The organism is Duganella sp. GW821-FHT07G03 (assembly GCF_059418605.1).
In genome coordinates this window covers 82515-109496 of record NZ_JBWKQE010000005.1, presented here as the reverse complement: position 1 = coordinate 109496, position 26982 = coordinate 82515, and the positions used below count along the sequence as shown (strand labels likewise).

Genomic DNA, 26982 nt, shown 5'->3' with positions numbered 1-26982 from the left:
TCTGGTTTAAGCTGACGTCATGACGACACACTCCACCGAACCATTCCTGGCCGCACGTTTCATCAAAGAAATAGGCCGCGGCAAAAACGGCGCCCGCAGCATGAGCCGCGACGACGCCCACGATCTGTATCAAGCCATGCTGGACGGCCGCGTTTCCGAGCTGGAGCTGGGCGGCATTTTGCTGGCCATGCGCATCAAGGGCGAATCGGTGGAAGAGATCGCCGGCTTCCTCGATGCGGCCGAGGCCGCTTTCGAGCCGCTCAGCGCGCCGCCGGGCCAGTTCGCCCCGGTCTGCATCCCGACCTACAACGGCGCCCGCAAGATGGCCAACCTGACGCCGCTGCTGGCGCTGTTGCTGGCGCGCGAAGGCGTGCCGGTGCTGGTGCACGGCGTGGCGCACGACGCCGGCCGGGTCGCCACGGCCGAAGTATTCGAGGCGCTGGGCCTGCCCGTCGCGCGGCATCGCTCGGAGGCGGAGGAGGCCATGTCGCAGGGGCATCCGGCCTTCATCACCATCGATGTGCTGGCGCCCAAGCTGGCTTACCTGCTGTCGTTGCGGCGCCGGCTGGGCGTGCGCAATTCGACCCACACCCTGGTCAAGATCATGCAGCCGTTCGCCGGACCGGCGCTGCGGCTGGTGTCGTACACGCATCCCGAGTATCTGGAGATGCTGGGTGAATACTTCACCACGGCGGCCCTGCCGGAGCGCGGCGACGCCTTCCTGATGCGCGGCACCGAGGGCGAGACCGTGGCCAACGCCAACAAGGCGCAGCAGATCGACTGGTTCCACGGCGGCCTGCGCACCACGCTGGTGCCCAAGCAGACCCAGGTGGGCGAGCTGCCGCTGCTGCCGGAAGACAAGGACGCGGCCACCACGGCGGCCTGGATCCAGTCGGTGCTGGACGGCGACGTGCCGGTGCCGCCGTCGATCGCCGAGCAGGTGGCGCAGTGCCTGCTGGTGTCGCGTACCCTGCAGTCGCGCCAGCGGGTGAGCGAGCCGATCGAGTAAGGGATCGATAAGCCGGCAAGCCCTTCAAGTACAATACGCCTTTGGACGATTGGATTTGATATGGCAAAGTTTGATGTAGCGGTAATCGGCGCGGGCGCGGCCGGCATGATGTGTGCGGCCACGGCGGCCCAGCGCGGCAAGCGCGTGGTGCTGATCGAACACGCCACCAAGCTGGCGGAAAAAATCCGCATCTCGGGCGGCGGCCGCTGCAACTTCACCAATATCAATGCCGGTCCGGCCAACTTCCTGTCCGAGAATCCGCACTTCTGCAAGAGCGCCTTGTCGCGCTACACGCCGGCCGACTTCGTCGCGCTGGTGAAGAAGCACCGCATCGGCTACCACGAGAAACATCGCGGCCAGCTGTTCTGCGACGACTCCGCCGAGCTGATCATCGACATGCTGAAAGACGAATGCGCGGGCGGCGACGTGCACTGGCGCATGCCGTGCAAGGTCACCAGCCTGGCGCAGGCGGACCAGGGCGGCTTCGTGTTGCAAACCGACACCGGTGAAATTGAAGCCGACAGCGTGGTCATCGCCACTGGCGGCCTGTCGATCGCCAAGATCGGCGCGACCGACTTCGGCTACCGCATCGCCGAGCAGTTCGAGCTGCGCATGGTCGAGCCGCGCCCGGCGCTGGTGCCGCTGACCTTCGATCCGCAACAGTGGGCGCCGTTCGTGGAAATGGCCGGCATCGCGCTGGAAGTGGACGTGGAAACCGGCTCCTTCAAGGGCCGCAACCCGACCGGCGGCCGCTTCCGTGAAGACCTGCTGTTCACCCACCGCGGCCTGTCCGGCCCGGCGATCCTGCAGATTTCCTCGTACTGGACGCCCGGCACGCCCATCGTCATCAACCTGATTCCCGAGCTGGACCTGGCGGCCACGCTGATCGAAGGCAAGGGCACCATCAAGAAGCAGCTGGGCAATGTGCTGTCGCAGTGGCTGCCGGCGCGCCTGGCGGAAGGTTTGCTGCTGGCGCATGGCTTCGCGCTGGACGCGCGCCTGGCCGACCTGCCCGACGCGCAGCTGCGCAAGCTGGGCGCGGCCGTCAACCAGTGGACCATCACGCCGAACGGCTCGGAAGGCTACAAGAAAGCCGAAGTCACGCGCGGCGGCGTCGACACCCGCGAGCTGTCGCAGCAGAGCATGATGGCCAACAAAGTGCCGGGCTTGTACTTCATCGGCGAGGCGGTGGATGTCACCGGTTGGCTGGGCGGCTACAATTTCCAGTGGGCGTGGGCATCCGGTGTGGCGGCCGGGCAAGCAGTCTGATATACTGACTGTCTCTGGAAGTTAGTGGCGTCACGCAATCGTTGAAGTTCCTGAAAGATTGCACCATACGCCGCGTTGTTTTTGCAGTCAAAGCCTTACGGTTGGCCGTTCAGATGGCCAGGCGTCTTCCATTTTCCTGCAAAAGCTGCTATAGTCTCTTTCTCCCTATAACCTCAAACGGTTTGAATTTTTACATGACCACTATTCGCCTTAAAGAAAACGAGCCGTTCGAAGTCGCAATGCGTCGCTTCAAACGCACCATCGAAAAAACCGGTCTGCTGACCGAACTGCGTGCACGCGAGTTCTACGAGAAGCCAACGGCTGAGCGTAAGCGCAAGCTGGCAGCTGCAGTAAAGCGTCATTACAAGCGCATCCGCAGCCAGCAACTGCCGAAAAAACTCTTCTAAGACTGCGCTTGCAGATTCAACCCGGTAGTATGGCGCTCACGCCTCGGGTTGCTTCTTGCTGCATCTAAGAGAATACCCGCCCCGGTTCGCCGCGGCGGGTTTTCGCATTTTTACTCCAACAATTTTTTTGAAGGAAATTCCATGGGCTTGAGAGAACAAATCACCGAAGACATGAAGAACGCCATGCGCGCCAAGGAAGCCGGCCGCCTGTCGACCATCCGCCTGATCCTGGCGGAAATCAAGCGCAAGGAAGTGGACGAGCGCATCGAAGTCAACGACGACCAGACCGTGGCCATCGTGGAAAAGATGATCAAGCAGCGCAAGGATTCGATCACCCAGTTCGAAGCCGGCGGCCGCGCCGACCTGGCTGACATCGAAAAAGCCGAACTGGTGGTGCTGACCGCCTACATGCCTGCCGGCTTGTCCGACGAGGAAATCGCCGCCGAAGTGGCCGCCGCCGTGGCCGCCTCGGGCGCCGCCGGTCCTCAGGACATGGGCAAGGTCATGGCCATCGTCAAGCCGAAACTGGCCGGCCGCGCCGACATGACGGTGGTGTCCGCGCTGGTCAAGAAAGCGCTGACCCCGGCATAATGCCCCGGTAGTTCCCTCCGCCGCAGTTTGATCCGTATCAAAACCGGATCGCCGCGGCGGTATAGTCTGATCCATAACAAGACCGCATAGCCCTGTGATTCCACAATCCTTTATTTCTGATTTGCTGAACCGGGTCGACATCGTCGACGTGGTCGGACGTTATGTGCAGCTGAAAAAGGGCGGCGCGAATTTCATGGGCCTGTGCCCGTTTCACAACGAAAAATCGCCCAGTTTCACGGTCAGCCCGACCAAGCAGTTCTACCATTGCTTCGGCTGCGGCGCCCACGGCACCTCGATCGGCTTCCTGATCGAATACTCCGGCATGGGCTTTGTTGACGCCGTCAAAGACCTGGCGCAAAACGTCGGCATGGTGGTGCCCGAGCAGGACGACAAGATTCCGCCGGCGCAGCGCGCCCAAATGGCCGCGCAAAGCCTGGCATTGACAGAGGCGATGACGCGCGCCAGCGACTTTTACCGCGCCCAGCTGCGCGGCGCCACCGACGCCATCGCCTACCTGAAGAACCGCGGCCTGACTGGCGAGATCGCCGCCCGCTTCGGCCTGGGCTACGCGCCGGCCGGCTGGGACAACCTGCGCTCGATCTTCCCCGACTACGACGTCGTGGCGCTGGCCGAGGCCGGCCTGGTGATCGACAAGGTGGACGAGGACGGCGGCAACCGCAAACGCTACGACCGCTTCCGCGAGCGGGTGATGTTTCCGATTAAAAACACCAAGGGCCAGGTCATCGCCTTTGGCGGCCGGGTCCTCGATCACGGTGAACCGAAGTACTTGAATTCTCCCGAAACGCCTTTATTTTCAAAGGGATTCGAGCTGTATGGCTTGTTCGAAGCGCGCCAGGCGATCCGCGATGCGGGGTATGTGCTGGTGACGGAAGGCTATATGGATGTGGTGGCGCTGGCGCAGATGGGCTTCCCGCAAGCCGTCGCGACCCTGGGCACCGCCTGCACCACCAACCACGTACAGAAATTGTTGCGTCAAACCGACACGGTGATTTTCAGTTTCGACGGCGACAAGGCCGGCCGCCGCGCCGCACGGCGCGCGCTGGAAGCCTGTCTGCCGCACGTGACGGACAACAAGACCATCAAATTCCTGTTCCTGCCGACCGAGCACGATCCGGACAGCTACGTCCGCGCCTATGGCAAGGAAGCGTTCGAACAGGAGATCCACGAAGCGATGCCGCTGTCGCAGTTCCTGGTCAAGGAAGCGGTCGGCGAGCATGATTTGCAGAGTCCGGAAGGCCGGGCGCGCGCGCAGTTCGACGCCAAGCCGATGTTGCAGTCGATGACGCCGACCGCGTTGCGCCTGCAGATCGTGCGCGGCTTGGCGCAGCTGACGCAGACCACGCCGTCCGAGATCGAGGCGCTGTTCGAGCTGGCCAAGCCGGTCGCCATCGCCCGCCAGGCGCCGCCGCGCACCGGGCGGCCGGTGCCGGTGGGGCTGGAGTTGCAGATCGTGCGGCTGCTGGTGGCGCATCCGCCGCTGGCGCTGGACATCGACGAGTCGGCGCTGGCGGCGTTCCAGTACTTCGGCGCCGATCCGGCCGAGCGGTTGGCGCAGCTGGTGGCGTCGGCCCAGTCGCTGGGGCCGCACGGCAGCTTCGCCGCCTTCGCCCAGCACCTGAAGTCGCAGGGCGACGAGTACGACGGCATCATCGGCGAGATCGTCAAGGAGCCGGAATCGGACTTCGACGCGGTGCGGCTGTTCCTGCGCGGCGCGATCCGCCAGGTGAAGAACGACGCCTTGAAGCAGGAGTTGAGCCAGTTGTTCGCGGCCGGCCTGTCGTCCGACGAGATCGGCGTGCGCTACCGCGAGTTGACGGCGCAGCAAGATCAACTGTTGCGCGAGGCGCAGGCGGAGTTGGCTAACCGATAATGTTGCAGGTCGTTTTGTATAGTAATGTTTCTGTCATGGTTGTGGTGCTTGGAAGTGGCTTCTGCCCTCTGGAAATTGAAAAGTGACGTGCTATAATAAAACGCTAAGTGTTGTATGTTTTGGCATCGTTTTTCAGTTCAGAGTGTGTTTGTTTTCAGTAAGTTAGGCTCTTGATCGGCATGGAAAGACGGGTGTCGGCGGCCAGGGCCAGCTTTGGTTGAGTCAGCGCGCTACGGCGGCGCTGTATAGCGAGCGTTCCGTTCGTTTTCCAACCTAGTCATGGTTTCTTGCCCCCACGCACGTGTCTGATGCAGTAGAATTTCCGCCATGAGCAGGTGGAGTTCTGTTGAGGCCGGTCGGCCCGACCAGGTGTAAGTAAGTCGTAGTATTGTCGGACTTGTGCAGTCGGCATGTTCGAAGACGTAGGCCCGTGAGGGCCGCAAGAAACTTTATCCTAAATAAGCAAGTCGTTGTGTAATCGAAAGCGCCTGTGCCAATCAAGAAACCTGAATCCCAAGCGGCTGCAAAGCCGAGCAAAGTGACCGCAAAATCCGCCAAGACAGCGGATAAGTCGGAAACGCGTGTCGCCAGCAACCCGCCGGCGGTCAGCCAGACCACCGACGCGGCCACGCTCGCCGCCATCGATACCTCGGGCTATGTGCTGCCGTCGGTCAAAGTGCCGGGCCGGCGCGGGCGCAAGCCGAAAGAATTCCAGCCAGAAAACGACGAAGTCGCAGCGCTGAACGCGGTCGAACGCGCCGAACTGAAGGCGGTCGACAAGGCCAAGGCCAAGGACCGTAAGGCCAAGGAAAAGGCGCTGCTGAAGGACGCTTTCTCCTCGGACACGGAAGCCACCGAGGAAGAACTCGAGCGCCGCCGCCAGAAACTCAAGACCCTGATCAAGTTCGGCAAGGAACGTGGCTTCCTCACGTACGCCGAGATCAATGACCACTTGCCAGAAAATATCGTCGATCCGGAAGCGATCGAGGGCATTATCGGCACCTTCAACGACATGGGCATCGCCGTCTACGAGCACGCGCCGGACGCCGAGACCCTGCTGCTGTCGGACAACGTCGCCACCGTCACCAGCGACGACGAAGCCGAAGCGGCCGCCGAAGCGGCGCTGTCGACGGTCGACTCCGATTTCGGCCGCACCACCGACCCGGTGCGCATGTATATGCGCGAGATGGGCTCGGTCGAGCTGCTGACCCGCGAAGGCGAGATCGAGATCGCCAAGCGCATCGAAGACGGCCTGAAAGACATGATCCAGGCGATCTCCGCCTGCCCGGTGACGATCGCCGAGATCATCGCCGCCTCCGACCGCATCCGCGCCGATGAAATCAAGATCGATGAAATCGTCGACGGCCTGGTCGATGACAGCGCCGAAGTGGTCGCTCCGGTAGCGGCAGCGCCGGCCGAAGAGGACGAGGAAGAAGAGGAAGAGGAAGAAGAGGAAGAAGAGGAAGAGGAAGAAGCGAGCGCGTCTGGCGCCGCCGGTTTCTCGGCCGAACAGCTGGAAGCGTTGAAAAACGCCGCGCTGGAAAAATTCGACGTCATCTCCCTGCAATTCGACAAGATGCGCCGCGCCTTCGAGAAGGAAGGCTACAACTCCAAGGCCTACGTCAAGGCGCAGGAAGCGATCTCGTACGAGCTGCTGGGCATCCGCTTCACCGCCAAGGTGGTCGAGAAGCTGTGCGACACGCTGCGCGGCCAGGTCGACGAAGTGCGCCACATCGAGAAACAGATCCTGGACGTGGCCGTGAACAAGTGCGGCATGCCGCGCGCCCACTTCATCAAGGTCTTCCCGGGCAACGAAACCAATCTGGAATGGGTGGACGGCGAAGTGGCCGCAGGGCACGCGTACAGCGCCATCCTGGGCCGCAACATCCCGACCATCAAGGAACTGCAGCAGCGCCTGATCGACCTGCAAGCGCGCGTCGTACTGCCGCTGCCGGACCTGCGCAACATCAACCGCCAGATGGCGGCCGGTGAAATGAAGGCGCGCAAGGCCAAGCGCGAAATGACCGAGGCCAACTTGCGCCTGGTCATCTCGATCGCCAAGAAATACACCAACCGCGGCCTGCAATTCCTCGACCTGATCCAGGAAGGCAATATCGGCCTGATGAAGGCTGTGGACAAGTTCGAATACCGTCGCGGCTACAAGTTCTCGACCTATGCGACGTGGTGGATCCGTCAGGCCATCACCCGCTCGATCGCCGACCAGGCGCGCACCATCCGGATTCCGGTGCACATGATCGAAACCATCAACAAGATGAACCGGATTTCCCGCCAGATTCTGCAGGAAACCGGCGCCGAGCCGGACCCGGCGACGCTGGCCATCAAGATGGAGATGCCAGAGGACAAGATCCGCAAGATCATGAAGATCGCCAAGGAACCGATTTCGATGGAGACGCCGATCGGCGACGACGACGATTCGCACCTGGGCGACTTCATCGAGGACAACAACACGCTGGCGCCGTCGGACGCCGCGCTGCACGCGTCGATGCGCGGCGTGGTCAAGGACGTGCTGGATTCGCTGACCCCGCGCGAAGCCAAGGTGCTGCGGATGCGTTTCGGTATCGAAATGTCGACCGACCACACGCTGGAAGAAGTGGGCAAGCAGTTTGACGTGACGCGCGAGCGGATACGTCAGATCGAAGCCAAGGCGCTGCGCAAGCTGCGCCACCCATCGCGTTCGGACAAGCTGAAAAGCTTCTTGGAAGGCAACTAAGACTTGACTAGTGGCCGGGCTAGCCCTTATCCTCGCGAGTTCGTTTTAAAAACGAGCGCGCGTTAGAGGGGCTGCCAGGCTCCCAGCGCAAAGCAAGACCCTGGGCCTCTAGCTCATGCTTGGTTAGAGCAGCGGACTCATAATCCGTTGGTGCCGTGTTCGACTCACGGGAGGCCCACCAAATTCAGTAAGGAAAACAATGGGTTAGCGTAAAAGCTAACCCATTTTTCTTTTCTGAAACCGCTTACACACCGCTTACACACTTTCAACCCCGCGTTTTTCCTTACACACCGCCCTTTATTTGCCCTTTTTACGCACGGGCATTACAGTGTGTCTCTATGGCAGAAAAAATCGACACCACGCACGTATTGATGGAGAACGAACTCATCGTCTATCGACGTGAGCGCAGCAACATCTGGCAATGTCGCTTCAAGGTTGATGGCCTTTGGCAGCGCGCATCAACTAAGGAGCGTGACCTCAAGAAAGCTAAGGCCAAGGCCCGCGAATTGATGATCGAAGCGGAGATTCGGAAGCGTTCCAATTTGCCGGTCATTACACGCCGCTTCCGCGATGTCGCCAAGCTTGCCATCCAACGTATGGAGCAAGAGCAGGCCAGCGGTAAAGGTAAGGTCTCTTACAGCGACTACATCCGAGTAATCCAAGACTATCTCATCCCATTCTTGGGTAAGCGCAGTATCACCAGCATTGATTACGCCGCGCTGGACGAGCTGGATGCCTGGCGTATTACGGAAATGGGCAAGGCTCCCGCAAACAGCACGTTGCTCACGCATAACGCAGCATTGAACCGGGTTTTCGATGAGGCTGAAGAACGGAAATTCCTTACCAATGCCACTCGGCCAAAACTTGAAGCCAAGGGTAAGACCGGCGACCGGCGCCCAGCATTTGAGCTGAGTGAAATTCGTGCCGTCATCAACAATTTCGATGGCTGGATCGCACGGGCGAAGACGAACAAGAGCAAGGAAATGCGCGAACTGATGCGCGACTACGTGGATATTCTGCTCGACACTGGCGCAAGGCCGGGTAAGGAATTGCTCGATCTGAAGTGGAACCAAATCAAGTTCGCAAAGAAGCCGATGTATAGGACTTCCGACGGTGAGCACGACCCGGATATTGAGCCCGGCGGCCTGCTGCTGAATTTAAATCGTAGCTGTGAAATGGTCGTCACCGGCAAAACCGGCACTCGCACTATTGTAGGTATGAACGGCACCGTGTTTGCTATGGTGCGAATTATTCAGCGCAACTACGGCGTCAAGAATCCAATCACTGATCCGCTGAAGGGCATTGCGATTCCCAGCAACAATGACTATGTTCTGCGCCTGAAAGACAAGACCGATGCGAGCGAAAGTTTTCAGAAGATGTTTGCGAGCTTCTTGGAAGATCATAGCTTGTTGGTCGATCCGAGAACGAATCAGAAGCGCGTGTTTTATAGCCTGCGCCATACCTACGCCACGCTGGCACTGACCCACGATCAGGTGCCGATTCATACGCTGGCTAAACAGATGGGAACGAGCGTGCTGATGATCGAGAAGCACTACAGCCACTTGAAAGTTGTTCAGGCTATCGACCAGTTGCGCGGGGAAGAGACGAAACGACTGCTTGCCGCCGGCAGCATCGTTGACGAAAATTACCAGTCTAAAGCTGCGGCGAAAGCCGAAAGCAAAACGCCAATGAAGAAAACGGCATCAGCGGCCAAGAAAAGCAAGTAGTTGCGACCAGAGCGTCACTTCAATTGACGCTCCTACTTACTCGCGATCCGTCGCACTATTGAGCAGTGGCCTTGATCTTCGCTGGCTTCTTGATCGCCTTCAGCAGCTCATCAACTTCACCGGCTGCTACGGCCTCGATAACCGTTTCGATGGTCGACACCAGTCGGGCAGCTTTCCCAACTTCGATTGCCGTCTTACCTGGAGCGAATTCGATAGGCACGTTGCCGTAGCGAACTTCCAGCACAATGTTATCGGCTGCGCCGCTGAACCAAGCCTTGACACGTTTCGGCGTAGATTCGGTAGTTTTTTCGCCAGTTTCCTTATTGATTTTTACCCGCTGCTTGTCCGGCGCTGCATACGGCTTGCCATCAACAAAGCACAACGCAATTTCACGCTGCTCCTGCAAACGGGTCAGCAGTTTTTCACGGCGCGCAACGATTGGATCGGTGCTGGTGGTTTTCGCTGGCATAGCGATAATTTTCAGACTGCCCAAGATGGATTTGCTCATTTCTCACTCCTAAAAATTGTTGTCTATGGAGTAAGTATGTGGTCGTATCCCAGCATCGTCTACCGAAAAAGGCAATGTGGGTCATCGCAGTTTTTCGGCGCATTCGTTCATCAAATCAGCAGCTATGTCAGCTTGCAATTTCGCCAATTTCGCACCCTTGTCACGCACCGGCTGATAGTCACTGCTGCCGAATGCGACGGCTCGCTGCTGTAGCGCACAGCCCAACATCTGCCACGATTCGATACTGGGTTGTTTTGCTCGTGCTTTGAGCACCGCGAAATAACTTCTATCACGGCCCATATAGTTCTGACTGAAATCGTATGCGGACCTGACCAGTCGCTCCTGCTTCAGTTCTTCGTAAATTGCTTGTATCTGCATTGTCGTCACTCCTTCGTTGAGTAACTATTTATCGCCGCGCTACGCAAACAAGATTCGCGCTGGCCTGTCACGATCAAGCATAAATAGTAGTAGCGCTACTGACGCAACTGGCCGTAAAGGACGATGCTGATAGACAGCGAAAAGTGCGTGTCTGTCTCGACATCCGCTCAGGTTCAACGACATCAACCACAACGACCGTAGAGCAAAAAATAGTAGCGCTATTATTAAGTCGTCCGTAAAAATAGTAGCGCTAATATAGTATGTGTAGACGAGCCGATGCAGGCAACGAATGAAGACAAGCCGAAGGCGAAAGACATCTATGTCAGCGATGATCCTGCTACCGGTGCGAAGCAAAAAAATCAAAACAACAACAGGAAAGGGATATGACGCAAGAACCAGAAACACCAGCCACAGCAATAGACGCATTCGTTGCTTACATCACGCAGGCACTGATCGCCGAATGCGGAGAAGAGCATCAACCCAAGATTGAACGATGTGTCGAAAAAAAGCACGCAGCTATCTTGGCAGACCTGACGCAAGTGTATTTCAGTCAGGCACGGCACAACTGGTTTGCCAGCAATCCAGATATCAAAGTAATGCGATCAAAAAAAATGGAGGTTGCGTGGGGGCGCATCCAGATTGGCGGCAAGCAGCACTGGTTGAATGCGCTGCTGTCACGATATCTGTTCACGACGCTGCTCACAGGCAGCAATACCACACAGACGGCGTCGGCGGTTCAATTCACCAAGCCTGTCGTGGTCAATGCGATTCTTGAATATGTCAGCCAACAGCAAGGGGCGCGTTTAACTGATGTTGAAACGGTCGCGAATGCCGAAGCTGATTACTGCGTCACCAGCATTGACCTCCCATCACTACGCCACTATATCGCCGATGTCGCAAAACAACTCAGCACGAAATCATATGCTGCGGAGTTGAGAAGAAAACTGGCGAAGGCGATACTCAGCGATGATGAGGCGATGGACAGAATCATAGAGGACAAGCGCCAGAAGTTGGAATACAAGTTGGGCTATGCCATTGCCATCGCCCGCAGCATCGACGGTAACGATGAACTATGGCAGGAGGCAAGCAAATCTGCCGCCGGTCGCCTGTATCTTAGAGGCGTGAATTTGCAAACTGCTCCGAAAGAAGTCCGACACGCAGCACTTGGTCGGTCAGTTGCATACGATTTGCGCTGCGGGGCTTTGGGCGTATTTGCTGCATTAGCAAATGGATTCACCGCCGACGAGTTGAAATTTCACGCCATCAAGAATTACATCCAGCATCGCAATGAGATACGCTCGGCGATTACACGAGACATCTACGAGGATGCAAAGCACTGCGACGACATCAAGGAATTCTACGGCTACCGTAAAGTCAAGGAAGCCTTTACAGCAATAGGATTTGGCGCAAGGCAGACCGTAGGTGGCTCGTGGATGGATGCTGCGGGAAATTGGAATACATCATCGCTCAAGGCGATACTTGGTGCCCAAGCCGATGCGTTTCTGACGCACACGCTGGCGAAGGACATCATCGCGGAATACGAGCTGGCTGCGAAGGTGGTTGCGATTTCATACAAACACAACGACGAATTCAGCGACTATTTGAAAACCAATTCGCGCATTGATCCAGCAATGAAATCGAAGCAGTTGCTGGCTCATATCTATCAGCATTTCGAAAGCGTGATTCTGAATGAGTTCGTTTGTGGAGCCACAACGCAAGGTGCGACGCTGTTGCTACCCTTGCACGATGGTGCTTACTTTGATTGTTCAGTCGATCATCAGAGTATTTGGTGGCTGATGCGCCTGCCGTTCATCGCGGACAAGTCGTTCATTCAGTTGGAGCGATCCAAATATGTATCGTGGACTGTAAAAAATGGATATCAGCAGAAGGACAACGAGCACAAAGCGTTCCTGCTGGCACAGGAAAATGCCGCAGTGGATTATTTCCCACGATACGCTCCGACTTGCGAGGTTTGAGAAGCTGTCCGCGAAAAATTAGAGAGCCGCAAGCTCCCATTGTGTAAATTTCCAAGCAGCAGCCCTGCAGCGCATTTTTAGAAATTCCCGCTACCCACGCCAGCCTGGCGTCGTTGCAAGCGTAGCGTGCCCCCTTTTATGCGTTTCGCGATGCAATAAAACAATGTTTGAGCTATGTGGGCTTGCATCAATATTTAATTCTGAGGTGGCAAGTCTATGCAAACAAGCGCAGACTTGCCACAACTACTCGCTTCACTATTAGTTGTCGCTAGGAAGCTATACAAAGATCAGCAACTCCGTGGTCGGGTGTGGCACGCACAATTCCTTCGCCGACACTTGATTCCGGGTAGTGAGTTGTAATTTCTCCAAGGAATGTATCTTTGCGAGTATTAGTCCAAATCTCCAGGGCAACCATAAAATCTTCGAAGTTCCACCCAGCTTCGATGACTTTGGCTGACACTGCCTCTTGGATCACTGACAGCTCTAGCTTATTCCCGGCATATGCCCCCACAGCATCGAGTGCATCAAGCACAATGGGGATCAGTTGTGTAAGTGAATTAGGTTTCTTCTTATTTCTATAATTGTTTTCCATATTTGCAGTTCCATTATATTTCGCACTATATCTAATAACTGCAAACCTTTTGCAGAAATAGCACAGAGCGGTGATTAGGGCAGCGCTGACACTGACCTTATATCAACGATACATTGCCATAAATGTAAAATCAAGTTTTAGGAAGAGTTAACTTTAGATATCATTTTTTCGCGTAATTTTGGAGGATGAGCAAGGAAAGGCCGGGAGACCACCTGCCGCACTGAATTAGTCATTTTTGTGCAAAAAGTGCAGTCACTGGTCTTGCGAGACGCACAAGGGTCAAAAGTTCGTGCACAATGCCTTGCACAAACTTTTGACCCTTGTGCGTTATGCCTGACCACTCTGACCTTCTCAAACGCCTTGCAAAGCTGCAACAGATCGAGGATCAAACTGCCGTCGCGGCCGAGCAGCCGACAAAAGATGAACTTGCACGCCGTCTTGCAAGACTAAATGAGCTGCGCTTACGAATGGATGCTGGCAATGATGTTGCCCGTCGCGATCTCAAAAATGCTTTAACAGCAGATGAATGGGCCAGATACGAACAAAGCGACAGCTTCATTCGATCCGGCCATCTTGGCGCGAGACCATCTGTTTTGGACACTTATATCGAAATGCTGCGTAAGGCAGACTTTTACCATTCGCGTGCTGAAAGCACCTTAGTCACTGATCGTAGCCGAATCGATCATCATAGCCGACCGGGGCGCCACCGGTTGCATACCGATGCTGAAACTGCATACGAGAAAGCAGTGGAATACTTGGCTGAACAACTCAATGTCAACGCCCATAGCAGGGCATTGATCGAGATGTGGCTTGATAGACCAGTTGATATGACGCCTGGTTATGAACCCAGCCTCGATCCAATCAGTATGCCACGCGTCTGCGGTAGCAGGTCTGGTCATTGTTTGACCAACGCCGAACCGACCATCTTTGACCAAAAGCGAAAAAACAAATATACATCACTGCTTGATGCTATTGAACACATCAAGCAGTTTTTGTAGTAATTTATTATTCCAGAGCCCTTCCACCTTAAGTAAAGATTTCCAATTTTGGCAATGCTCGCACTATTTTCATAGTTTCAAGGCTCACCGTAATAACCCGCTGGAATAGTTCAAGCGGGTAGCGAGCATTGCCCATCGTCTCCGTTGCCCAATCATTTGCATCCGTAATAATTCTACTTTCCTTGTGAATTTCGGAGACTTGCTGCTCCATTACCCATTCCAAGGCAGGCCTCCCGTTGACAACGTAATCGTATGCTTCAAGCGGAATTCCGGTCATCGTGATCTTGGTGTTGTAGATAACGGTTGATTTATCATCGACATTTTTGCCGTTGGCCTTTGTTTTGCCGAACTTCATTTTCTCAACGCGGTAGGCCATATCGTCCAGAGTTTTCATCAGTAACGAGCCGCCTGTGTATTGCACTGGATAACACGGCTGCGTCTCGTAGTTGATATGCAAATCAGCTAATTTACGGCCCGCTTGTGAGAATTCCCAAAAATCAGAAATCGTCTTCACTCGAGGGATACGCGGCAATTCTTTACTTAAGCTATCAGCATAGTTCTCACGATAATCTGGTGAATGCAAAAGGCCATAAATGTAATAAAACAAATCCTCCTTGCTGATGTTGGCATCTTTGTATGCAAGGTTGAAATGTTCAAGCCCAGCGTCGGAAATTCCATCTATGCGGTTTCCCTGCGAAATTTTATCTTTGTCGCTTGTTTGATTATCTTTTGAGAACATCTCTGTCTGATTGATTGGGTCCGACGGGTTTTCATCTATTTCTCTGACATTTTCGTATATGTAAAGCGGATAGCACTGAGCGCCGGCAACAACGTGAAGATTAGGCACGGTGTCCGAAATGAGAGCGGTAAATCCCTTAGTTTCCCCAACTCCAGTAACGCAAATTACTAGATTTTTTTCTTTCTTTGTTGGGAAGTATCTTGGCATTAAATGCCGAGTCCAATTCCAGCTCTTATTTGAATAAACCCATTCCTTGGAAAACGGTCTATAGAGTGAAATGGTAATATCGCTTTCATTGACAGTATGGACGCGAAGCTTTTTCACATCATTTATTACATCAGTAGTCCATTTGATCTTTGTCTTATCTCTGGATAGGAAACTCTCAATACTCTCAGAATCGCATTCATTGTCACGATATCTGGCGACTTCTTGATTGTAAAAACCAACCATTTCCTCTATTGTTGTGGACAACCGTGTCTTTGATGGATTATATGTCCACTCATCGCGGTTAGTCTTTATTCCCATTGAATAAGAACTAAAAATTGATGGCTCTGCTCCGGGATTTTTACTACCAATAACAATATGCGTGCTAAAGCTATCGTTTCGTTGATTTACCCAATCCCCGTGTTCATTTGGTTCTATTTTTTTCCACGAATTTTTCGCAGTAATTCCAGAAACGCTTTTAAATTGAGCAATGCGCTCTAATTTTTCAGCTTGGCTTAGGTAGTCACCTATGTCGTGCCAATATATTTTGCCGATATCCTTGGTTGAAGGATTCTTAACAAGCAAGGTTATTGCAATTGGTGCACGACTGCCGCTGCCAAAAATTTTGCCGCCTTCCTTTTTTGATAACTCTCCGGATGTGCGTTGATTTCCACGAAGATGAAATACATAAATACTACTAAATTCCTCAACTAGACATTTCCGCAAACCATCGGCTGTATTGGCTTCCAAAAAACCAGCATTTGTCACAAACCCAACGACGCCACTGTTTCCCAATCGGTCACTAGCCCAGCGAATTGCACGAATATAAGAGTCGTAAATCTTGCTCTTTCCAACGCTTTTTGATGAATTCTTAATGTACGTTTCTGAAATCCTTTTATCTAGGGACGGATATTCAACATTCTTAATATTGTCGTCATCCTTGTCGCCGGACGAATATGGCGGATTTCCGATAATAACTCGTATATCAAGTGCTTTTTGTTTTTTTCTACGATCGCTGTTTTCGACCATTAATTCACTTATAAGGTCTTCTTTTTCGTGAAGTTGGAATGTGTCAGTTAAACAGATTCCTTCAAACGGCTGATATTCGCCACCCATAATGTCGTGAAAAACCGCTTCAATGTTGATGGCTGCAATGTAATAGGCAAGCAGAACAATCTCATTGCAATGTATTTGGCTTGCATATTTTTTTGCCAAATCGTTCTTATCGATCAGTCCACTTTGCAGTAGGCGTGTGATGAAGGTGCCAGTACCAGTAAATGGGTCAAGGATATGAACATTGTCGCTTCCCAGTGTTTGACCGAACTCACTTTCAAGAATGTCGTTGACGCTGTTAATAATGAAATCTACGACTTCTACTGGCGTATATACAATGCCTAATTTTTTCGTCATCGCTGGAAAAGCGTTTCTGAAAAATTTATCGTAAAGTTCGACGACAATTTTTTGCTTACCTTTGGCATTGTCGATGCCTTCAGCTCGCATTTTTACGCTGTCGTAGAATGATTGCAGTGTGTCTGCTTCTTTAACTAACTGATGCTCCTGCAAGACATTCAGCACGCCTTGCATTGCAAGCGACATTGGATTGTGCTGTGCAAAGCTGTAATCGCTAAAGAGTGCATCGAATACCGGCTTCGTAATCAAGTGCTGGGCCAGCATTTCGATTACTTCACCATCGGTAATGCTGTCATTCAAATCGTCACGTAACTCAGCGGCGAAAGCATTGAATGCGGAAATTTCTTTGGTATGCTCTGGGTCTTCCAGAATGGCCTTAATGCGGTCGATATGGGTGCGGGCAATCCTGGCGATATCGTTCGCCCAATCTTCCCAGTGGTGCCGGTTACCTACCTTCTGCACCAGTTTCGCGTAGATCGCTTTTTCAATCTCGCCAATTTCAAATTGCAACGACGCTTGTGCTGGAACTTTATACCCTGCAAGGTCTTGGCCAATATTGAATTTTCCTTTTCCCGCATCCTTGTTCTTTGTGCTGCTATTCTTATCTTGTTTCTTTTGAATCTTGTCGGTGATGGCAATGACTTCCATTTTGCTGGTGTCTTTGCCGATCAGGTCCAGCTTGTTCACCATCGCATCAAAACGATCATCGTGCGACCGTAGTGCTTGGAGTACTTGCCATACGACGGCATACGTCTTGTTATCGTTCAGTGCTTCGTGTGGCTCAACGCCAGCGGGAATGACGACAGGCAAAATTACATAGCCGCGTTTTTTCCCCGGCGCATTACGCATTACACGCCCGACCGACTGCACTACGTCAACCTGGGAGTTACGTGGTGTCAGGAACAGCACGGCATCCAGCGCTGGGACATCAACGCCTTCGGACAGGCAGCGGACGTTGCTCAAAATGCGGCAGGTGTTGTCCGCGGCATCAGCTTTGAGCCAATTTAGTTTTTCTTCTTTGGCGCTGGCATTCATACTGCCATCGACGTGCTCGGCTTCACAAATCAGCTGTGATACCTGTTCGAATTCTTCCGTGCGCTGGTATTCCTCAACGACTTTCTGGAACATCCCGGAAATCTGCTTGGAACTGACCTTGTGTGCTTTCGCTGCGTTGGCAATTTCGATGACTTGGCAAAATGCGACGGCGCGTTTCATTGCGTGTGAATCACCAACAAGCTCTTCCGATAGACCTTGCTTGGACAGCGCCTTCCAGCAGCCAATGATCTTTGCAGCGTCATCGACCTTGAGCTGGTTGTTTTCGTCTTTTAGCAACTGCTGCAAGCGACGATTGACGTGCGACTCTTCAATGGACAGCACAATCACTTTGTAATCGACCAGCAGCTGCTGCCTGACTGCTTCGGAGAACGTAATGACGAACAGCTCTGAGCCATAAAGTGCAGGGTCATCCATCGAGCACAGAGCAACGTTGTCCGTTTCTGCTTTTGCCTTGGCTGAGTCGCCGTAGATGCGCGGCGTAGCGGTCATATAAAGCCGCTTGTTTGCGCGAATAAAGTCGGCGTCGTGAACCTTGACGAAAGTACTTTCGTCCTCATCACCAAACGTAGCACCAGTAGTACGATGGGCCTCATCGCAGATAATCAGGTCGAAATCACCAAGTCCAAACTGATGCTGTGCTTGGCTGATGACATCAATCGAGTGGTACGTGCTGAACACGACGCTCATATGCTGAGCGTCGTGTCGCTTGGACATTTCTACGGCTAGGCGCGAAGGCTGGGTCGTTGCTGGATAACTCAATTCGTGGGCGAACGTCTGCACCACATCATCATCCTTTTTGCGTTTATGACCCACATCGCTATCTGAGCAAACAGCGAAGCTATGGAGTTGCGTGGCGCTTTCTTGCGTCCATTCGGTCAGTGACTGTGATAGCAGTGAAAGACTCGGGACCAAAAACAGCACACGTTTGCCAGCGCCTGCCAATTTCTCCGCAACCTTCAAGCTGGTAAACGTCTTGCCTGTGCCGCAAGCCATAATGAGCTTGCCACGATCAGCCGTTTGTAAGCCGCGCTCAACGGCAATCAGCGCTGTTTGCTGATGTTCGCGAAGTTGCTTCTTCGCTTTCAGTACGGGCGCTTGGTCGGGGTGATATTTTTCCCAATCAATCTGGCTGTTTTCCAGAACGTTCAAGTCGATCTTACTGACTGGCGGCTGCTGGTTTTGCAATGCGTCGTTGGCGTGCTCACTCCAATTGTTGGTGGTGGCCACGATGATGCGATGAGTGAATGGCTTCTTGCCGGAGGCAGTGAAGAAGCTGTCGATGTCGGCCTTCTGAACTTTGTAATCGGCTGCGTAGAACTTGCACTGGATTGCGTGGAATTCACCCGTCCCTTGTGTTTGTGCTACCAAATCAATGCCAGTGTCACGACCATCCAGACCTTGCTCTTTTGCCCAATCCGCATATGACCAAACTTTGCTGTAGAGATCGCGGTAAGTCGCCTCGTTGCGGAGGTAAGTGCAAATCAACTCCTCAAAGTAAGTGCCTTTCTCCCGCTCGCTGACGGAGGCATTGCGGTAAGTGTTTAGAAGATCGGGGAGTGCGGCCATATGTGACTCTTTCTATAGGCAAAATTCAATGTTTGCCATTATGAATCACACAGTGTTTACCGGGGGCGAAAAGTTCACCATATCAAGGTACTCGCCGGCTTCCTTTCTTAGGGAAAGCCGAGACGGCATACTTCTGCATAGTTGCCGCACACGCGCTATAGGGAGGCAGTTGTGGCAATGTTGTAATAGCGTTTACCCATACACCACAGGGCAAAGCTGTCACGAAACCGTTGCGTATTCTGTTGCGAAATTGATGTTTATGTTGCAAAATTAGATATGGACTTAAATGCAACAATTTCACAGAGGGCACGCCAGAATGAGCGTCATTTCGTATCTTAGGGTTTCAACAAGTGAGCAAGCCGTTCAAAATCAGCGGCAGGCAATTACTGGCGCTGGCTGGCAAGTGGATAAGGAGTTTGCAGACGAGGCTGTTAGCGGCACTACCAACGCGGCCAGCAGGACTGGCTGGGCTGCTTGCGTGAACTACATACGCGACGGCGACACGCTGGTTGTATATGCGCTGGATCGGCTTGGCCGCAGCACTGTTGATGTGCTGACGCAAATCAACCTACTTACTGAGCGCGGGATACGCTTGGTGATTCTCAAGCAGGGATTCGATACGGATACGCCGGCGGGCAAACTGGCACTGACGATGTTTGCCGCCTTTGCTGAATTTGAACACAGCATCAGGAAAGAGCGCCAGATCGAGGGGATTGCGCGGGCGCGAACTGAGGGCAAGTATCAGGGACGCAAGCCTAAGCTGTCCCCCGAGCAACAAGCCGAGCTTCAGCGCCGCTATACCGCAAACGAAAATCGCAGTGAACTGGCCCGACAGTTTGGCATTGACCGAGCAACGGTCCATCGCTACTGCAACTCCGTCGCTTAAAGCGACGGTACGATCGCTGCCACAGTGATAGCTTGAATATTCTATCTCCTTTACTCCGGGACTTTTTACCGGGAACTTGGCTGTGCCAGGTTTCCGGTTTTCTTTTGGTCCTGTAATTCTTCACTGGCGTGACTATTAGATAGATTTTGCCAGTGGGAAAGGTGTACGATCAGGTAGGACTATTCCTATAAACGCGGCTTTACTGTGGAGGCATCGTGGCATTTAAAGTTACTATGAACGGCGTTGCAAGCTATTTGACCCCGGCGATCTTGCAATCCGAAAAGAAAGTGACCTTAGTCTATGGGCTTAACGGCACAGGGAAAAGCACTTTATCAAACTACCTGTACGATCCAACAGATAGTAAATTTCACGCTTGCAGCAATGAAGGATTTGCTGATGCACACGTCTACGTTTATAACAGCAAATTTGTTCGGGATAATTTCTACGAAATCGACAAGCTAAGTGGAATATTTACCTTATCAAAGGTAAACAAGGAGATTGAGCAAGAAATAGAACAAAAGACTAAAGCTCTTGGCGAACTTAATGCTGAGCAAAAAACACTTGAGGCGAGCATATCTAAGAAAGACACTGAACTGTCCGAGAAGAAGGGTACAGCAGAGGACGAAACTTGGAAAATTAAGACAAAATATTCAGGCGGTGATAGGGTTCTTGAATATTGCCTCAAGAATTTAATGAAATCAAAGAGCAGCTTATTTGACCATATTTCTGCACTTCCGGCTCCAAGCGAACCGCCAACGAAAAATATTGAAGCTTTACGTAAGGAGGTTGAGGCGTTGCAGGGGGATCAGGCAAAGTCCTATCAAAAACTTCCGAAATTGACAGTGGCCGGTATTGATTCTGAGAGTGATGCGATCCTTGGGCAACCAATCATCGGAAATCAGGACAGCCCCGCTGCTAACCTAATCAAGAAACTTGGAAGTGCGGATTGGGTCAGTGAGGGTATTCCATTCGTTGATATTCTGCAATCGGAAGGTGACGAAACCTGCCCTTTCTGCCAAGCCAAGACTCTTTCAGCTGCGGTAGCTACTACCATAAAAAATTATTTCGATGAAACCTTCGAATCTTCAATGACATCGCTGAAGGGGCTATTGGCGAAGTATCGCACTTTTGTGGATGGGCAAGCAGTCTTTGATAATTATCAGGAAAACCCATTTTATATAGAGCGGAAGTTAGAAATCGACGCACTGCACGGGCAACTCACGGCGACCTGGGCGGCAAATTTAGAAGCAATTCAGCGCAAGATTAAAGCGCCTTCATTGCCTGTGGCACTCACGATGTCGAAAGAGACTATCGAAGCTCTGAATCAGGTTATTGATGCAGTCAATAAATCCATAGAGGTACACAATGCGAAGATTGAGAACAGGGATTCGGCGCTAGCCGATATTAAGGACGAATTCTGGAAAATATGCCGTTGGGAGTATAACTCTGCTATCGAGACTTACCGCAACCATACCGAAGAACGTAAGAAAGAGCGGGCAGAAGAGCAGACAAAGAAGACGAAGCTCCAGACCGACAAGACGACAATAGGAAACAGCCTCGCCGAATTGCAAAGAAAGACCGTCAACATTGATGAGGCTGTTGACACTATCAATGGTCGATTAGTTGATTTAGGTATCGACTCTTTTAATATTATTAAATCAGGAGACAATCGCTACAAGGTTTCTAGAAATGGAATTGCTGGCGAAGATTTTCTTTCATTAAGTGAAGGTGAGAAAACCGTTATTAGCTTTCTCTATTTTGTTGAGTTATGCAAAGGAAAGAAATCTCCTACACAAATTGGTGATAAAAAAATTGTTGTTATCGACGATCCGATTTCTAGCCTGTCGCACATTTACATATTCAATATCGGTGAACTAATCAAGGTGGAGTTTAGTAATTCTGATAAGTTTGAGCACGTCATCATTCTTAGTCATAGCCTTTATTTCTTCTATGAGCTTACGGAGATTAAAGAGGAGCGACGACACGAGAAACAGAAGTTGATGCGAATTACAAAGAACTCAACGGGTAGTAGGATTGTCGATATGAAGTATGAAGAAATCCAAAATGACTATCAGGCTTACTGGAACGTCATTATGGATGAAGGGCAGCATCCGGCCTTGATCGCAAACTGTATGAGAAATGTCATCGAATACTTCTTTAGTTTTGTGAGAAAAATGCCGTTGGCCAACGTTTACCAGCAACCAAAGCTAAAAGAAGCTAAGCACCAGGCGTTTTACCGCTTTATGAACCGTGAGTCGCATTCTGTTGGTCAAAACCTTTTCGATCACAAAGAGTTTGACTACGCCAGATTCAAGGAGGCTTTTAAAATAGTTTTCGATGAGACTGGTTTCCCGGAGCATTACAAAGCGATGGCTAAGGGGAAGTAAGGGGAAGTGGTGGATGGAGGCTCGAAGCTCGGAAAATCCCACTCGTCAGGTATGCAGCAGAAAAGCTGAACAACCAGCCTGTGAGCTGAAATACGCGCAGCTGAAAATTCCGAGCGAACAATAGGGCGGATACACGCGCTGCCGATGCTGTCCTGACATCACGGTGGAGGCTGGATGCCTTCAAGATCCACAAGGCGACCGATTGCTTTGCTGCCCTTTGAAAGAGCGTGTTGGGCGGTCGCCAATACCTGAATATTCAGCAGCAATTGCTTATTCAGCTCGTCTTCGCTCGATACTCGATCTTCAATCTGCGTGAGCAGTGCTATCGTTGAACTTATTCGCCCTTGAGCCGCAGCAAGATGCACAGCAATATCTTCAGGGAGCACGGCCAAGCTTGCCAGCTCGGCAGAGGTGAGCGGCTTGAATTTTTGCAGGAATTGCTGTGCAACCAGAATGGTCTTCAGTATGCCTTCCAGCGTCATCAGGAAGGGCGGCTTGTTGTCCAGCACTATCGCCAGCGTTTTCAGTGCATTTTCACAATGGGCGTCGTTGTGCACAACTTGGAAGTATACATTTGCCGCAGTAAGTCGTGCCGCAGTGAACGCTTCGCGACGCTTTTGTCGATTCTGCTCTGTAGCCAACCAAATGGCCGCTCCAAACGCACCGATAGAACCAACGCTACCAAACCAAGTAGCCCAGTCGCCGCTTGCCGGGGGTGTCCAATGGTGTGCAGTAAAGAGCTTCAACGCCAGGTAATGGAAAATCAGCAGCCCGCACACTGCAAAAAAGACCCAGCATAGGCCGACAAGAACCTTTAGTCTGAAGACAATGTTTTCCATAGGGGAATCGTATCACCTACCGGCGCTCAAAAGTGATGTCTGAAATTCCCACTCATCAGGTATGCAGCAAAGAAGATGTACCACCGACCTTGGCGCTGAAATACGCGCAGCAGAAAATTCAGGGTCACGTATAGGTGAGTGGTGCTGTATAAAAACACAGTGCACGGGAACTGTTGAGGTATAATGGCCTCGTTTGGCAGTGCTATTTCAACCTTGCAGTCTCAACCTTACAGAAGGGGAACGCAGATGAAAGAACCAGGACTGGATAATCGTCACCGTGACAAGGATGGAACGATTCAGCAGAAGCGCAGCGACACGCAGAATCAGAACCTGTCGCAACCTATCCCCGGCTTCGGGCCTAAGACAACGCTGGGAACGATGAGGGAAAAAACGGGACAGGTGAGTGAAAAGGATGTGCGCCAAGCAGCCAAGAAAATGGGCAAGTAGTGCTGTCAAAGGCTGCCACAGCGGCGCCTGCACCGCTGTGGAGCAGCCGCAAAGCGCCAGTCCCTGTAGGCTGCTGTCCAAAACGGTAGCTTACACACTTTGATACACACCGTGCCAAATACGCTGTAACGCTTTGATTTTGAATGACTATTTTAGAGTAAATGCTCTCATAATCCGTTGGTGCCGTGTTCGACTCACGGGAGGCCCACCAAATTTAGTATGAAAAACAAGGGGTTACGTTAGATCGTAACCCCTTTTTTTATTCTGAGCTCTTCAAAGGTTCAACGGAAGTTCAACAGAGATTTAGCCTTGCAAGCGGATTTAGCTGACGGGTTGCCATGGTTTTTCCCGGTTGGGTGTTAGAAAACACAGTTGGGATATATTGGCCCGTTAGAAATAGCAGGCCTTATATTTTCAACATGGATATCGCTTCCCTTTCATACCTGTTGGAAATTGTTCGTTTTCTAACAGGCCGCATTTCACGACAGCATTGCTTTAATGAAATTGTTTCATTGCCAATTTGCATATGGAAACAAAGTTTTCAAAAATTGTCAGTGAAAAGGTGCGGTGCATCACATTCAAATATCGCAGATTGCGATATGCTCAGGCATGCGAGTAATTTCCAACAAAGCTCTGGTCGATTTCTCGACAGTTCATCCTCTTGCCCATGCGCCGATGCAAGCATGGAGGAAGATCATCGAATCTCGCCCGTTTGTGAACTTTGCCGATATCAAGAGCGCATTCAACGCCACGGACAAGGCTGGGGATAGTTATATTTTTGACATTGGCGGTAATAAGTACCGGATCATTACGGGGATCAGCTTTCGGCATCAGAAGCTGTACATCCGGTATGTATTTACTCATGAGGAGTACAACAAATGGAAGCCTTAATGGATAAAGACGTGGTCGCTGAGATCACGTCGCACTACCAAGCCCTTTCGTCGCTCGTTCCGCTGCGCGTTATTCGCAACGAACAAGATTACGAGAAGGCTATTTTTGCACTCAACCGGCTTCTGGACGCTGGCGCAGCTAGTGACGAGCATCCGCTTGCTGATTTGGTCAACGCTCTAGGTAATCTGATCGGCGACTACGAAGATCAGCAGTACCCCGCTGAGCAGGTCTCTCCAATAGCGATGATTCGCTTTTTGATGGAGCAGCATCGCCTTTCTCAGTCAGACCTGCCGGAGATTGGTGGACAGAGCGTTGTTTCCGAGGTGTTGAATGGAAAGCGAGAGTTAAACGTACGCCAGATTAAAGCATTGTCTGGGCGCTTCAATATTCCGGCGTCGCTCTTTTTATAGCTCGCGTATGGGTACAAGCCAGTTACCGAGTTCTACCATGGTAACCACACTGGTAACCGGCGACCGGTAACGCCGCTGTTGCTTTGCAGCGAATCCAGAAACCGTCCCGCGCTACCTGCGCTCGGAAACCATAGAGCCGGCCTACGCCGAGAGGCACCTAAAGGAATTGGGGTTCGAGGGGGCTCACGGCAGGGGCGCGGCGTTCGCGAGGACCTGGAGGGCGGGTCAAACTGAGAGGGGCAGTCCGGCCAACACACGAACATACTGGACGACTATTCTTTGCCATCATGGGACGGTCAAGTCCATACCGAGCATCCTGATAAGGACGAAGGTGACGAGCCCGAGGCCCATGAGCGCCAGGACGAAGACTGCGGCCACCTTGCCGCCCGCGCGTAGCACCGCGCGCATCTCATTCTCCTTCCCCTTTTTCCCTTGATCGTAATGCCACTTGATGGCGAAGAACATGCCCGTGCCGAGCACGAGAGCCTTGAATGCAACGAAGACTATTGGTATCCAATCCATCATTTTGAGTATTTCCTGGCTGAGAGCGGAGCAATCGTCGGCGACTGCCATGCAAAGATGGTGCTGCTGTACGCTCTGATGCATACTACCTAAAAGCAATTTCCATACATTGAGACAAAATGTCCCAGCCGAAAACCATGCAAGATGAAAATGCGCCAATCTGGTTGCCGCGATTGGCCGGGAACAAAGGGCCACGTTTTTTGCAGATTGCGGATGCGTTGCAGGCGGCGCTGGCAGACGGATCGCTAAAACCGGGCGACCGTCTACCGCCGCAGCGCCAGTTGGCAGCACAGCTGGACGTCGACCTGACGACGATCACGCGCGCATACGACGAAGCCAGGCGCCGCAACTTGTTGGAGGGGCGCGGCGCGCGAGGCACTTATGTCGCGGCGCCGAAAGTCGAATTGACCTCGCTCCTCGACCTGAGCATGAACACCCCACCACCGCCGGACGGCGTGGACTTCGACGACATGTTGAAGCAAGGTTTGTCGCAAGTACTGATGAGGGCAGATAATGCTTTGCTGATGACTTACCACCTGGGCGGAGGAAGCGACTCCGACCGTAAGGCTGGCGCCCAATGGCTGGAACCGATGTTTGGACATCTGGATTTCCGGCAGCTTGTAGTCTGTCCGGGTGCGCAAGCGGCGATCGCCGCATTGATCCTTGCGCTGACGGAGCCTGGCGATATCATCCTGGCAGAGCCAACGACTTATCCCGGCTTGCGTGCCGCAGCGACCCAATTCGGCCGGCACATCATTGCGGTGGCAGCGGACCAGCATGGGATGTTGCCTGAGGTGTTGGAGGAAGCGTGCCGCCAGCACAAGCCTGGGCTGGTCTACCTCAATCCGACATTACAGAACCCGACCGCCACCACCATGCCGGAACGCCGGCGCAAGGAGCTCGCCGGCATCGCGCAGCGCTGCCATGTGCGCATCGTCGAGGACGATCCCTACTGGCTCCTTGCCGATGCCCCGCCGCCACCGATTGCCACGTTTGCCCCGGAGCAGGTGACCTACATCTCCACCCTGTCGAAATGCCTGACGCCCGGCTTGCGTGTCGCCTTCGTGCTCATACGCGACCCGCACGAACGCGAACGCTTCCTGGCCGCGCTAAGGTCGTTTGCGCTGATGGTCGCTCCTCTGACGGCAGCACTGGCCACTCAGTGGATACTCGACGGTTCGGCTGACGGATTGCTCGAAGGCGTACGCAACGAGGCGCGCCTGCGCCACCGGATGGCTAGCGATATTCTGGCAGGGCGGTACAGCGGCGCCGGCGACGGCCTGCATATATGGCTCGAGTTGCCGGCGTATTGGAACTCCTCGCAGCTGGCGCGTGCAGCCGACAGCGAGGGCATCGCAGTCACGCCGGCGGAGGCCTTCGCCACTGGCAGCGTATCCGCGAATGCCATTCGGATCTCGTTGGGCAGCATCAAGGACCGTGGACGCTTACAGGCGGGTCTTCAACGGCTGTCCCATCTGCTTGCGCGGCGGCCCGAGTCGTACATCGCTGCCGTGGTTTAACTGGCGCCGTCGATCAGACCAGCCTGAA

Annotated in this window: 21 protein-coding genes and 1 tRNA gene; 16 read left to right on the top strand and 6 right to left on the bottom strand. The window is 53.0% G+C overall.

The genetic code is table 11. The features are described 5' to 3' along the window. The first annotated feature begins 19 nt into the window (after positions 1-19). The 8 genes from ybiB (at position 20) to AC07OK_RS09060 (ending at position 9625) form a co-directional block, all read left to right on the top strand. Positions 20-1009 carry a DNA-binding protein YbiB gene (gene ybiB, locus AC07OK_RS09095; protein ID WP_494690004.1) on the top strand — a complete coding sequence of 330 codons (990 nt, stop codon included), beginning with the start codon at positions 20-22 and terminating at the stop codon, positions 1007-1009. 60 nt (positions 1010-1069) lie between these two features. Continuing rightward, a complete protein-coding gene (locus AC07OK_RS09090; protein WP_494690003.1) occupies positions 1070-2278 on the top strand; it encodes a BaiN/RdsA family NAD(P)/FAD-dependent oxidoreductase in 1209 nt (402 codons plus the stop codon). 194 nt (positions 2279-2472) lie between these two features. Then, positions 2473-2685 carry a 30S ribosomal protein S21 gene (rpsU, locus tag AC07OK_RS09085; protein WP_008451879.1) on the top strand — a complete coding sequence of 71 codons (213 nt, stop codon included), beginning with the start codon at positions 2473-2475 and terminating at the stop codon, positions 2683-2685. Positions 2686-2826: 141 nt separating this feature from the next. Then, entirely contained in the window at positions 2827-3276 is a 450-nt protein-coding gene (locus AC07OK_RS09080; RefSeq protein WP_116991516.1) for a GatB/YqeY domain-containing protein, read from the top strand. 94 nt (positions 3277-3370) lie between these two features. Continuing rightward, on the top strand, positions 3371-5167 hold the full coding sequence (dnaG, locus tag AC07OK_RS09075) for a DNA primase (RefSeq protein WP_494690002.1): 1797 nt from the start codon (positions 3371-3373) through the stop codon (positions 5165-5167). Between the two features lie 490 nt (positions 5168-5657). After that, the gene (rpoD, locus tag AC07OK_RS09070) at positions 5658-7898 is read left to right on the top strand and encodes an RNA polymerase sigma factor RpoD (protein ID WP_494690001.1); all 2241 of its coding nucleotides are present in this window, start codon (positions 5658-5660) and stop codon (positions 7896-7898) included. A 102-nt stretch (positions 7899-8000) separates the two neighbouring features. Then, positions 8001-8079 (top strand) — tRNA-Ile (locus AC07OK_RS09065). Between the two features lie 157 nt (positions 8080-8236). After that, positions 8237-9625: a site-specific integrase gene (locus AC07OK_RS09060; RefSeq protein ID WP_494690000.1), complete on the top strand. Its 1389-nt coding sequence runs from the start codon at positions 8237-8239 to the stop codon at positions 9623-9625. Positions 9626-9680: 55 nt separating this feature from the next. Here the strand turns inward: AC07OK_RS09060 and AC07OK_RS09055 are convergent, their stop codons facing one another. Together AC07OK_RS09055 and AC07OK_RS09050 are read right to left on the bottom strand one after the other, a co-directional pair. Beyond that, a complete protein-coding gene (locus tag AC07OK_RS09055) occupies positions 9681-10133 on the bottom strand; it encodes a DUF6641 family protein (protein WP_494689999.1) in 453 nt (150 codons plus the stop codon). An 81-nt stretch (positions 10134-10214) separates the two neighbouring features. Then, on the bottom strand, positions 10215-10511 hold the full coding sequence (locus tag AC07OK_RS09050; protein WP_494689998.1) for a DUF6626 family protein: 297 nt from the start codon (positions 10509-10511) through the stop codon (positions 10215-10217). A gap of 383 nt (positions 10512-10894) precedes the next feature. On the opposite strand from AC07OK_RS09050, the gene AC07OK_RS09045 reads away from it, so the two are divergent. After that, positions 10895-12487 carry a hypothetical protein gene (locus tag AC07OK_RS09045; protein ID WP_494689997.1) on the top strand — a complete coding sequence of 531 codons (1593 nt, stop codon included), beginning with the start codon at positions 10895-10897 and terminating at the stop codon, positions 12485-12487. A 268-nt stretch (positions 12488-12755) separates the two neighbouring features. Here the strand turns inward: AC07OK_RS09045 and AC07OK_RS09040 are convergent, their stop codons facing one another. After that, positions 12756-13079: a hypothetical protein gene (locus tag AC07OK_RS09040; RefSeq protein ID WP_494689996.1), complete on the bottom strand. Its 324-nt coding sequence runs from the start codon at positions 13077-13079 to the stop codon at positions 12756-12758. A 329-nt stretch (positions 13080-13408) separates the two neighbouring features. On the opposite strand from AC07OK_RS09040, the gene AC07OK_RS09035 reads away from it, so the two are divergent. Continuing rightward, a complete protein-coding gene (locus AC07OK_RS09035) occupies positions 13409-14077 on the top strand; it encodes a hypothetical protein (protein WP_494689995.1) in 669 nt (222 codons plus the stop codon). Between the two features lie 28 nt (positions 14078-14105). Here AC07OK_RS09035 and AC07OK_RS09030 read toward each other — a convergent pair whose 3' ends face one another. Then, entirely contained in the window at positions 14106-19052 is a 4947-nt protein-coding gene (locus tag AC07OK_RS09030) for a DEAD/DEAH box helicase (RefSeq protein ID WP_494689994.1), read from the bottom strand. 316 nt (positions 19053-19368) lie between these two features. On the opposite strand from AC07OK_RS09030, the gene AC07OK_RS09025 reads away from it, so the two are divergent. Beyond that, positions 19369-19938, top strand: coding sequence for a recombinase family protein (locus AC07OK_RS09025; protein ID WP_494689993.1), 570 nt, complete (start codon positions 19369-19371; stop codon positions 19936-19938). A 215-nt stretch (positions 19939-20153) separates the two neighbouring features. After that, the gene (locus tag AC07OK_RS09020) at positions 20154-22325 is read left to right on the top strand and encodes an AAA family ATPase (RefSeq protein ID WP_494689992.1); all 2172 of its coding nucleotides are present in this window, start codon (positions 20154-20156) and stop codon (positions 22323-22325) included. Between the two features lie 158 nt (positions 22326-22483). On the opposite strand, the gene AC07OK_RS09015 is transcribed toward AC07OK_RS09020, so the two are convergent. Further along, a complete protein-coding gene (locus tag AC07OK_RS09015; protein WP_494689991.1) occupies positions 22484-23164 on the bottom strand; it encodes a hypothetical protein in 681 nt (226 codons plus the stop codon). A 246-nt stretch (positions 23165-23410) separates the two neighbouring features. Between AC07OK_RS09015 and AC07OK_RS09010 the strand changes: the two genes are divergently transcribed. The 3 genes from AC07OK_RS09010 to AC07OK_RS09000 all read left to right on the top strand — a co-directional run bounded on the left by AC07OK_RS09010 (position 23411) and on the right by AC07OK_RS09000 (position 24912). Next, complete coding sequence (locus AC07OK_RS09010) at positions 23411-23611, top strand: hypothetical protein (protein ID WP_494689990.1); 201 nt, start codon at positions 23411-23413, stop codon at positions 23609-23611. A gap of 609 nt (positions 23612-24220) precedes the next feature. After that, positions 24221-24502, top strand: coding sequence for a type II toxin-antitoxin system HigB family toxin (locus AC07OK_RS09005; protein WP_494689989.1), 282 nt, complete (start codon positions 24221-24223; stop codon positions 24500-24502). Further along, positions 24490-24912: a helix-turn-helix domain-containing protein gene (locus AC07OK_RS09000; RefSeq protein WP_494689988.1), complete on the top strand. Its 423-nt coding sequence runs from the start codon at positions 24490-24492 to the stop codon at positions 24910-24912. The genes AC07OK_RS09005 and AC07OK_RS09000 overlap by 13 nt, the downstream gene beginning before the upstream one ends. A gap of 285 nt (positions 24913-25197) precedes the next feature. Here the strand turns inward: AC07OK_RS09000 and AC07OK_RS08995 are convergent, their stop codons facing one another. Continuing rightward, on the bottom strand, positions 25198-25437 hold the full coding sequence (locus AC07OK_RS08995; protein ID WP_494690164.1) for a hypothetical protein: 240 nt from the start codon (positions 25435-25437) through the stop codon (positions 25198-25200). Between the two features lie 134 nt (positions 25438-25571). Here AC07OK_RS08995 and AC07OK_RS08990 point away from each other — a divergent pair, with 134 nt between their 5' ends. Further along, the gene (locus tag AC07OK_RS08990) at positions 25572-26954 is read left to right on the top strand and encodes an aminotransferase-like domain-containing protein (protein WP_494690163.1); all 1383 of its coding nucleotides are present in this window, start codon (positions 25572-25574) and stop codon (positions 26952-26954) included. Positions 26955-26982: the final 28 nt, after the last annotated feature.

What these genes read in the sequence shown, in the direction of transcription:
- AC07OK_RS09025 (WP_494689993.1), top strand. Translation starts at nt 19,369, where the DNA reads ATGAGCGTCATTTCGTATCTTAGGGTTTCAACAAGTGAGCAAGCCGTT.
- AC07OK_RS09035 (WP_494689995.1), top strand. Translation starts at nt 13,409, where the DNA reads ATGCCTGACCACTCTGACCTTCTCAAACGCCTTGCAAAGCTGCAACAG.
- AC07OK_RS09045 (WP_494689997.1), top strand. Translation starts at nt 10,895, where the DNA reads ATGACGCAAGAACCAGAAACACCAGCCACAGCAATAGACGCATTCGTT.
- ybiB (WP_494690004.1), top strand. Translation starts at nt 20, where the DNA reads ATGACGACACACTCCACCGAACCATTCCTGGCCGCACGTTTCATCAAA.
- AC07OK_RS09000 (WP_494689988.1), top strand. Translation starts at nt 24,490, where the DNA reads ATGGAAGCCTTAATGGATAAAGACGTGGTCGCTGAGATCACGTCGCAC.
- AC07OK_RS09040 (WP_494689996.1), bottom strand. Translation starts at nt 13,079, where the DNA reads ATGGAAAACAATTATAGAAATAAGAAGAAACCTAATTCACTTACACAA.
- AC07OK_RS09015 (WP_494689991.1), bottom strand. Translation starts at nt 23,164, where the DNA reads ATGGAAAACATTGTCTTCAGACTAAAGGTTCTTGTCGGCCTATGCTGG.
- AC07OK_RS09055 (WP_494689999.1), bottom strand. Translation starts at nt 10,133, where the DNA reads ATGAGCAAATCCATCTTGGGCAGTCTGAAAATTATCGCTATGCCAGCG.
- AC07OK_RS09080 (WP_116991516.1), top strand. Translation starts at nt 2,827, where the DNA reads ATGGGCTTGAGAGAACAAATCACCGAAGACATGAAGAACGCCATGCGC.
- AC07OK_RS09010 (WP_494689990.1), top strand. Translation starts at nt 23,411, where the DNA reads ATGAAAGAACCAGGACTGGATAATCGTCACCGTGACAAGGATGGAACG.
- AC07OK_RS08995 (WP_494690164.1), bottom strand. Translation starts at nt 25,437, where the DNA reads ATGATGGATTGGATACCAATAGTCTTCGTTGCATTCAAGGCTCTCGTG.
- AC07OK_RS09050 (WP_494689998.1), bottom strand. Translation starts at nt 10,511, where the DNA reads ATGCAGATACAAGCAATTTACGAAGAACTGAAGCAGGAGCGACTGGTC.
- rpsU (WP_008451879.1), top strand. Translation starts at nt 2,473, where the DNA reads ATGACCACTATTCGCCTTAAAGAAAACGAGCCGTTCGAAGTCGCAATG.
- AC07OK_RS08990 (WP_494690163.1), top strand. Translation starts at nt 25,572, where the DNA reads ATGCAAGATGAAAATGCGCCAATCTGGTTGCCGCGATTGGCCGGGAAC.
- AC07OK_RS09090 (WP_494690003.1), top strand. Translation starts at nt 1,070, where the DNA reads ATGGCAAAGTTTGATGTAGCGGTAATCGGCGCGGGCGCGGCCGGCATG.
- AC07OK_RS09030 (WP_494689994.1), bottom strand. Translation starts at nt 19,052, where the DNA reads ATGGCCGCACTCCCCGATCTTCTAAACACTTACCGCAATGCCTCCGTC.
- AC07OK_RS09060 (WP_494690000.1), top strand. Translation starts at nt 8,237, where the DNA reads ATGGCAGAAAAAATCGACACCACGCACGTATTGATGGAGAACGAACTC.
- AC07OK_RS09005 (WP_494689989.1), top strand. Translation starts at nt 24,221, where the DNA reads ATGCGAGTAATTTCCAACAAAGCTCTGGTCGATTTCTCGACAGTTCAT.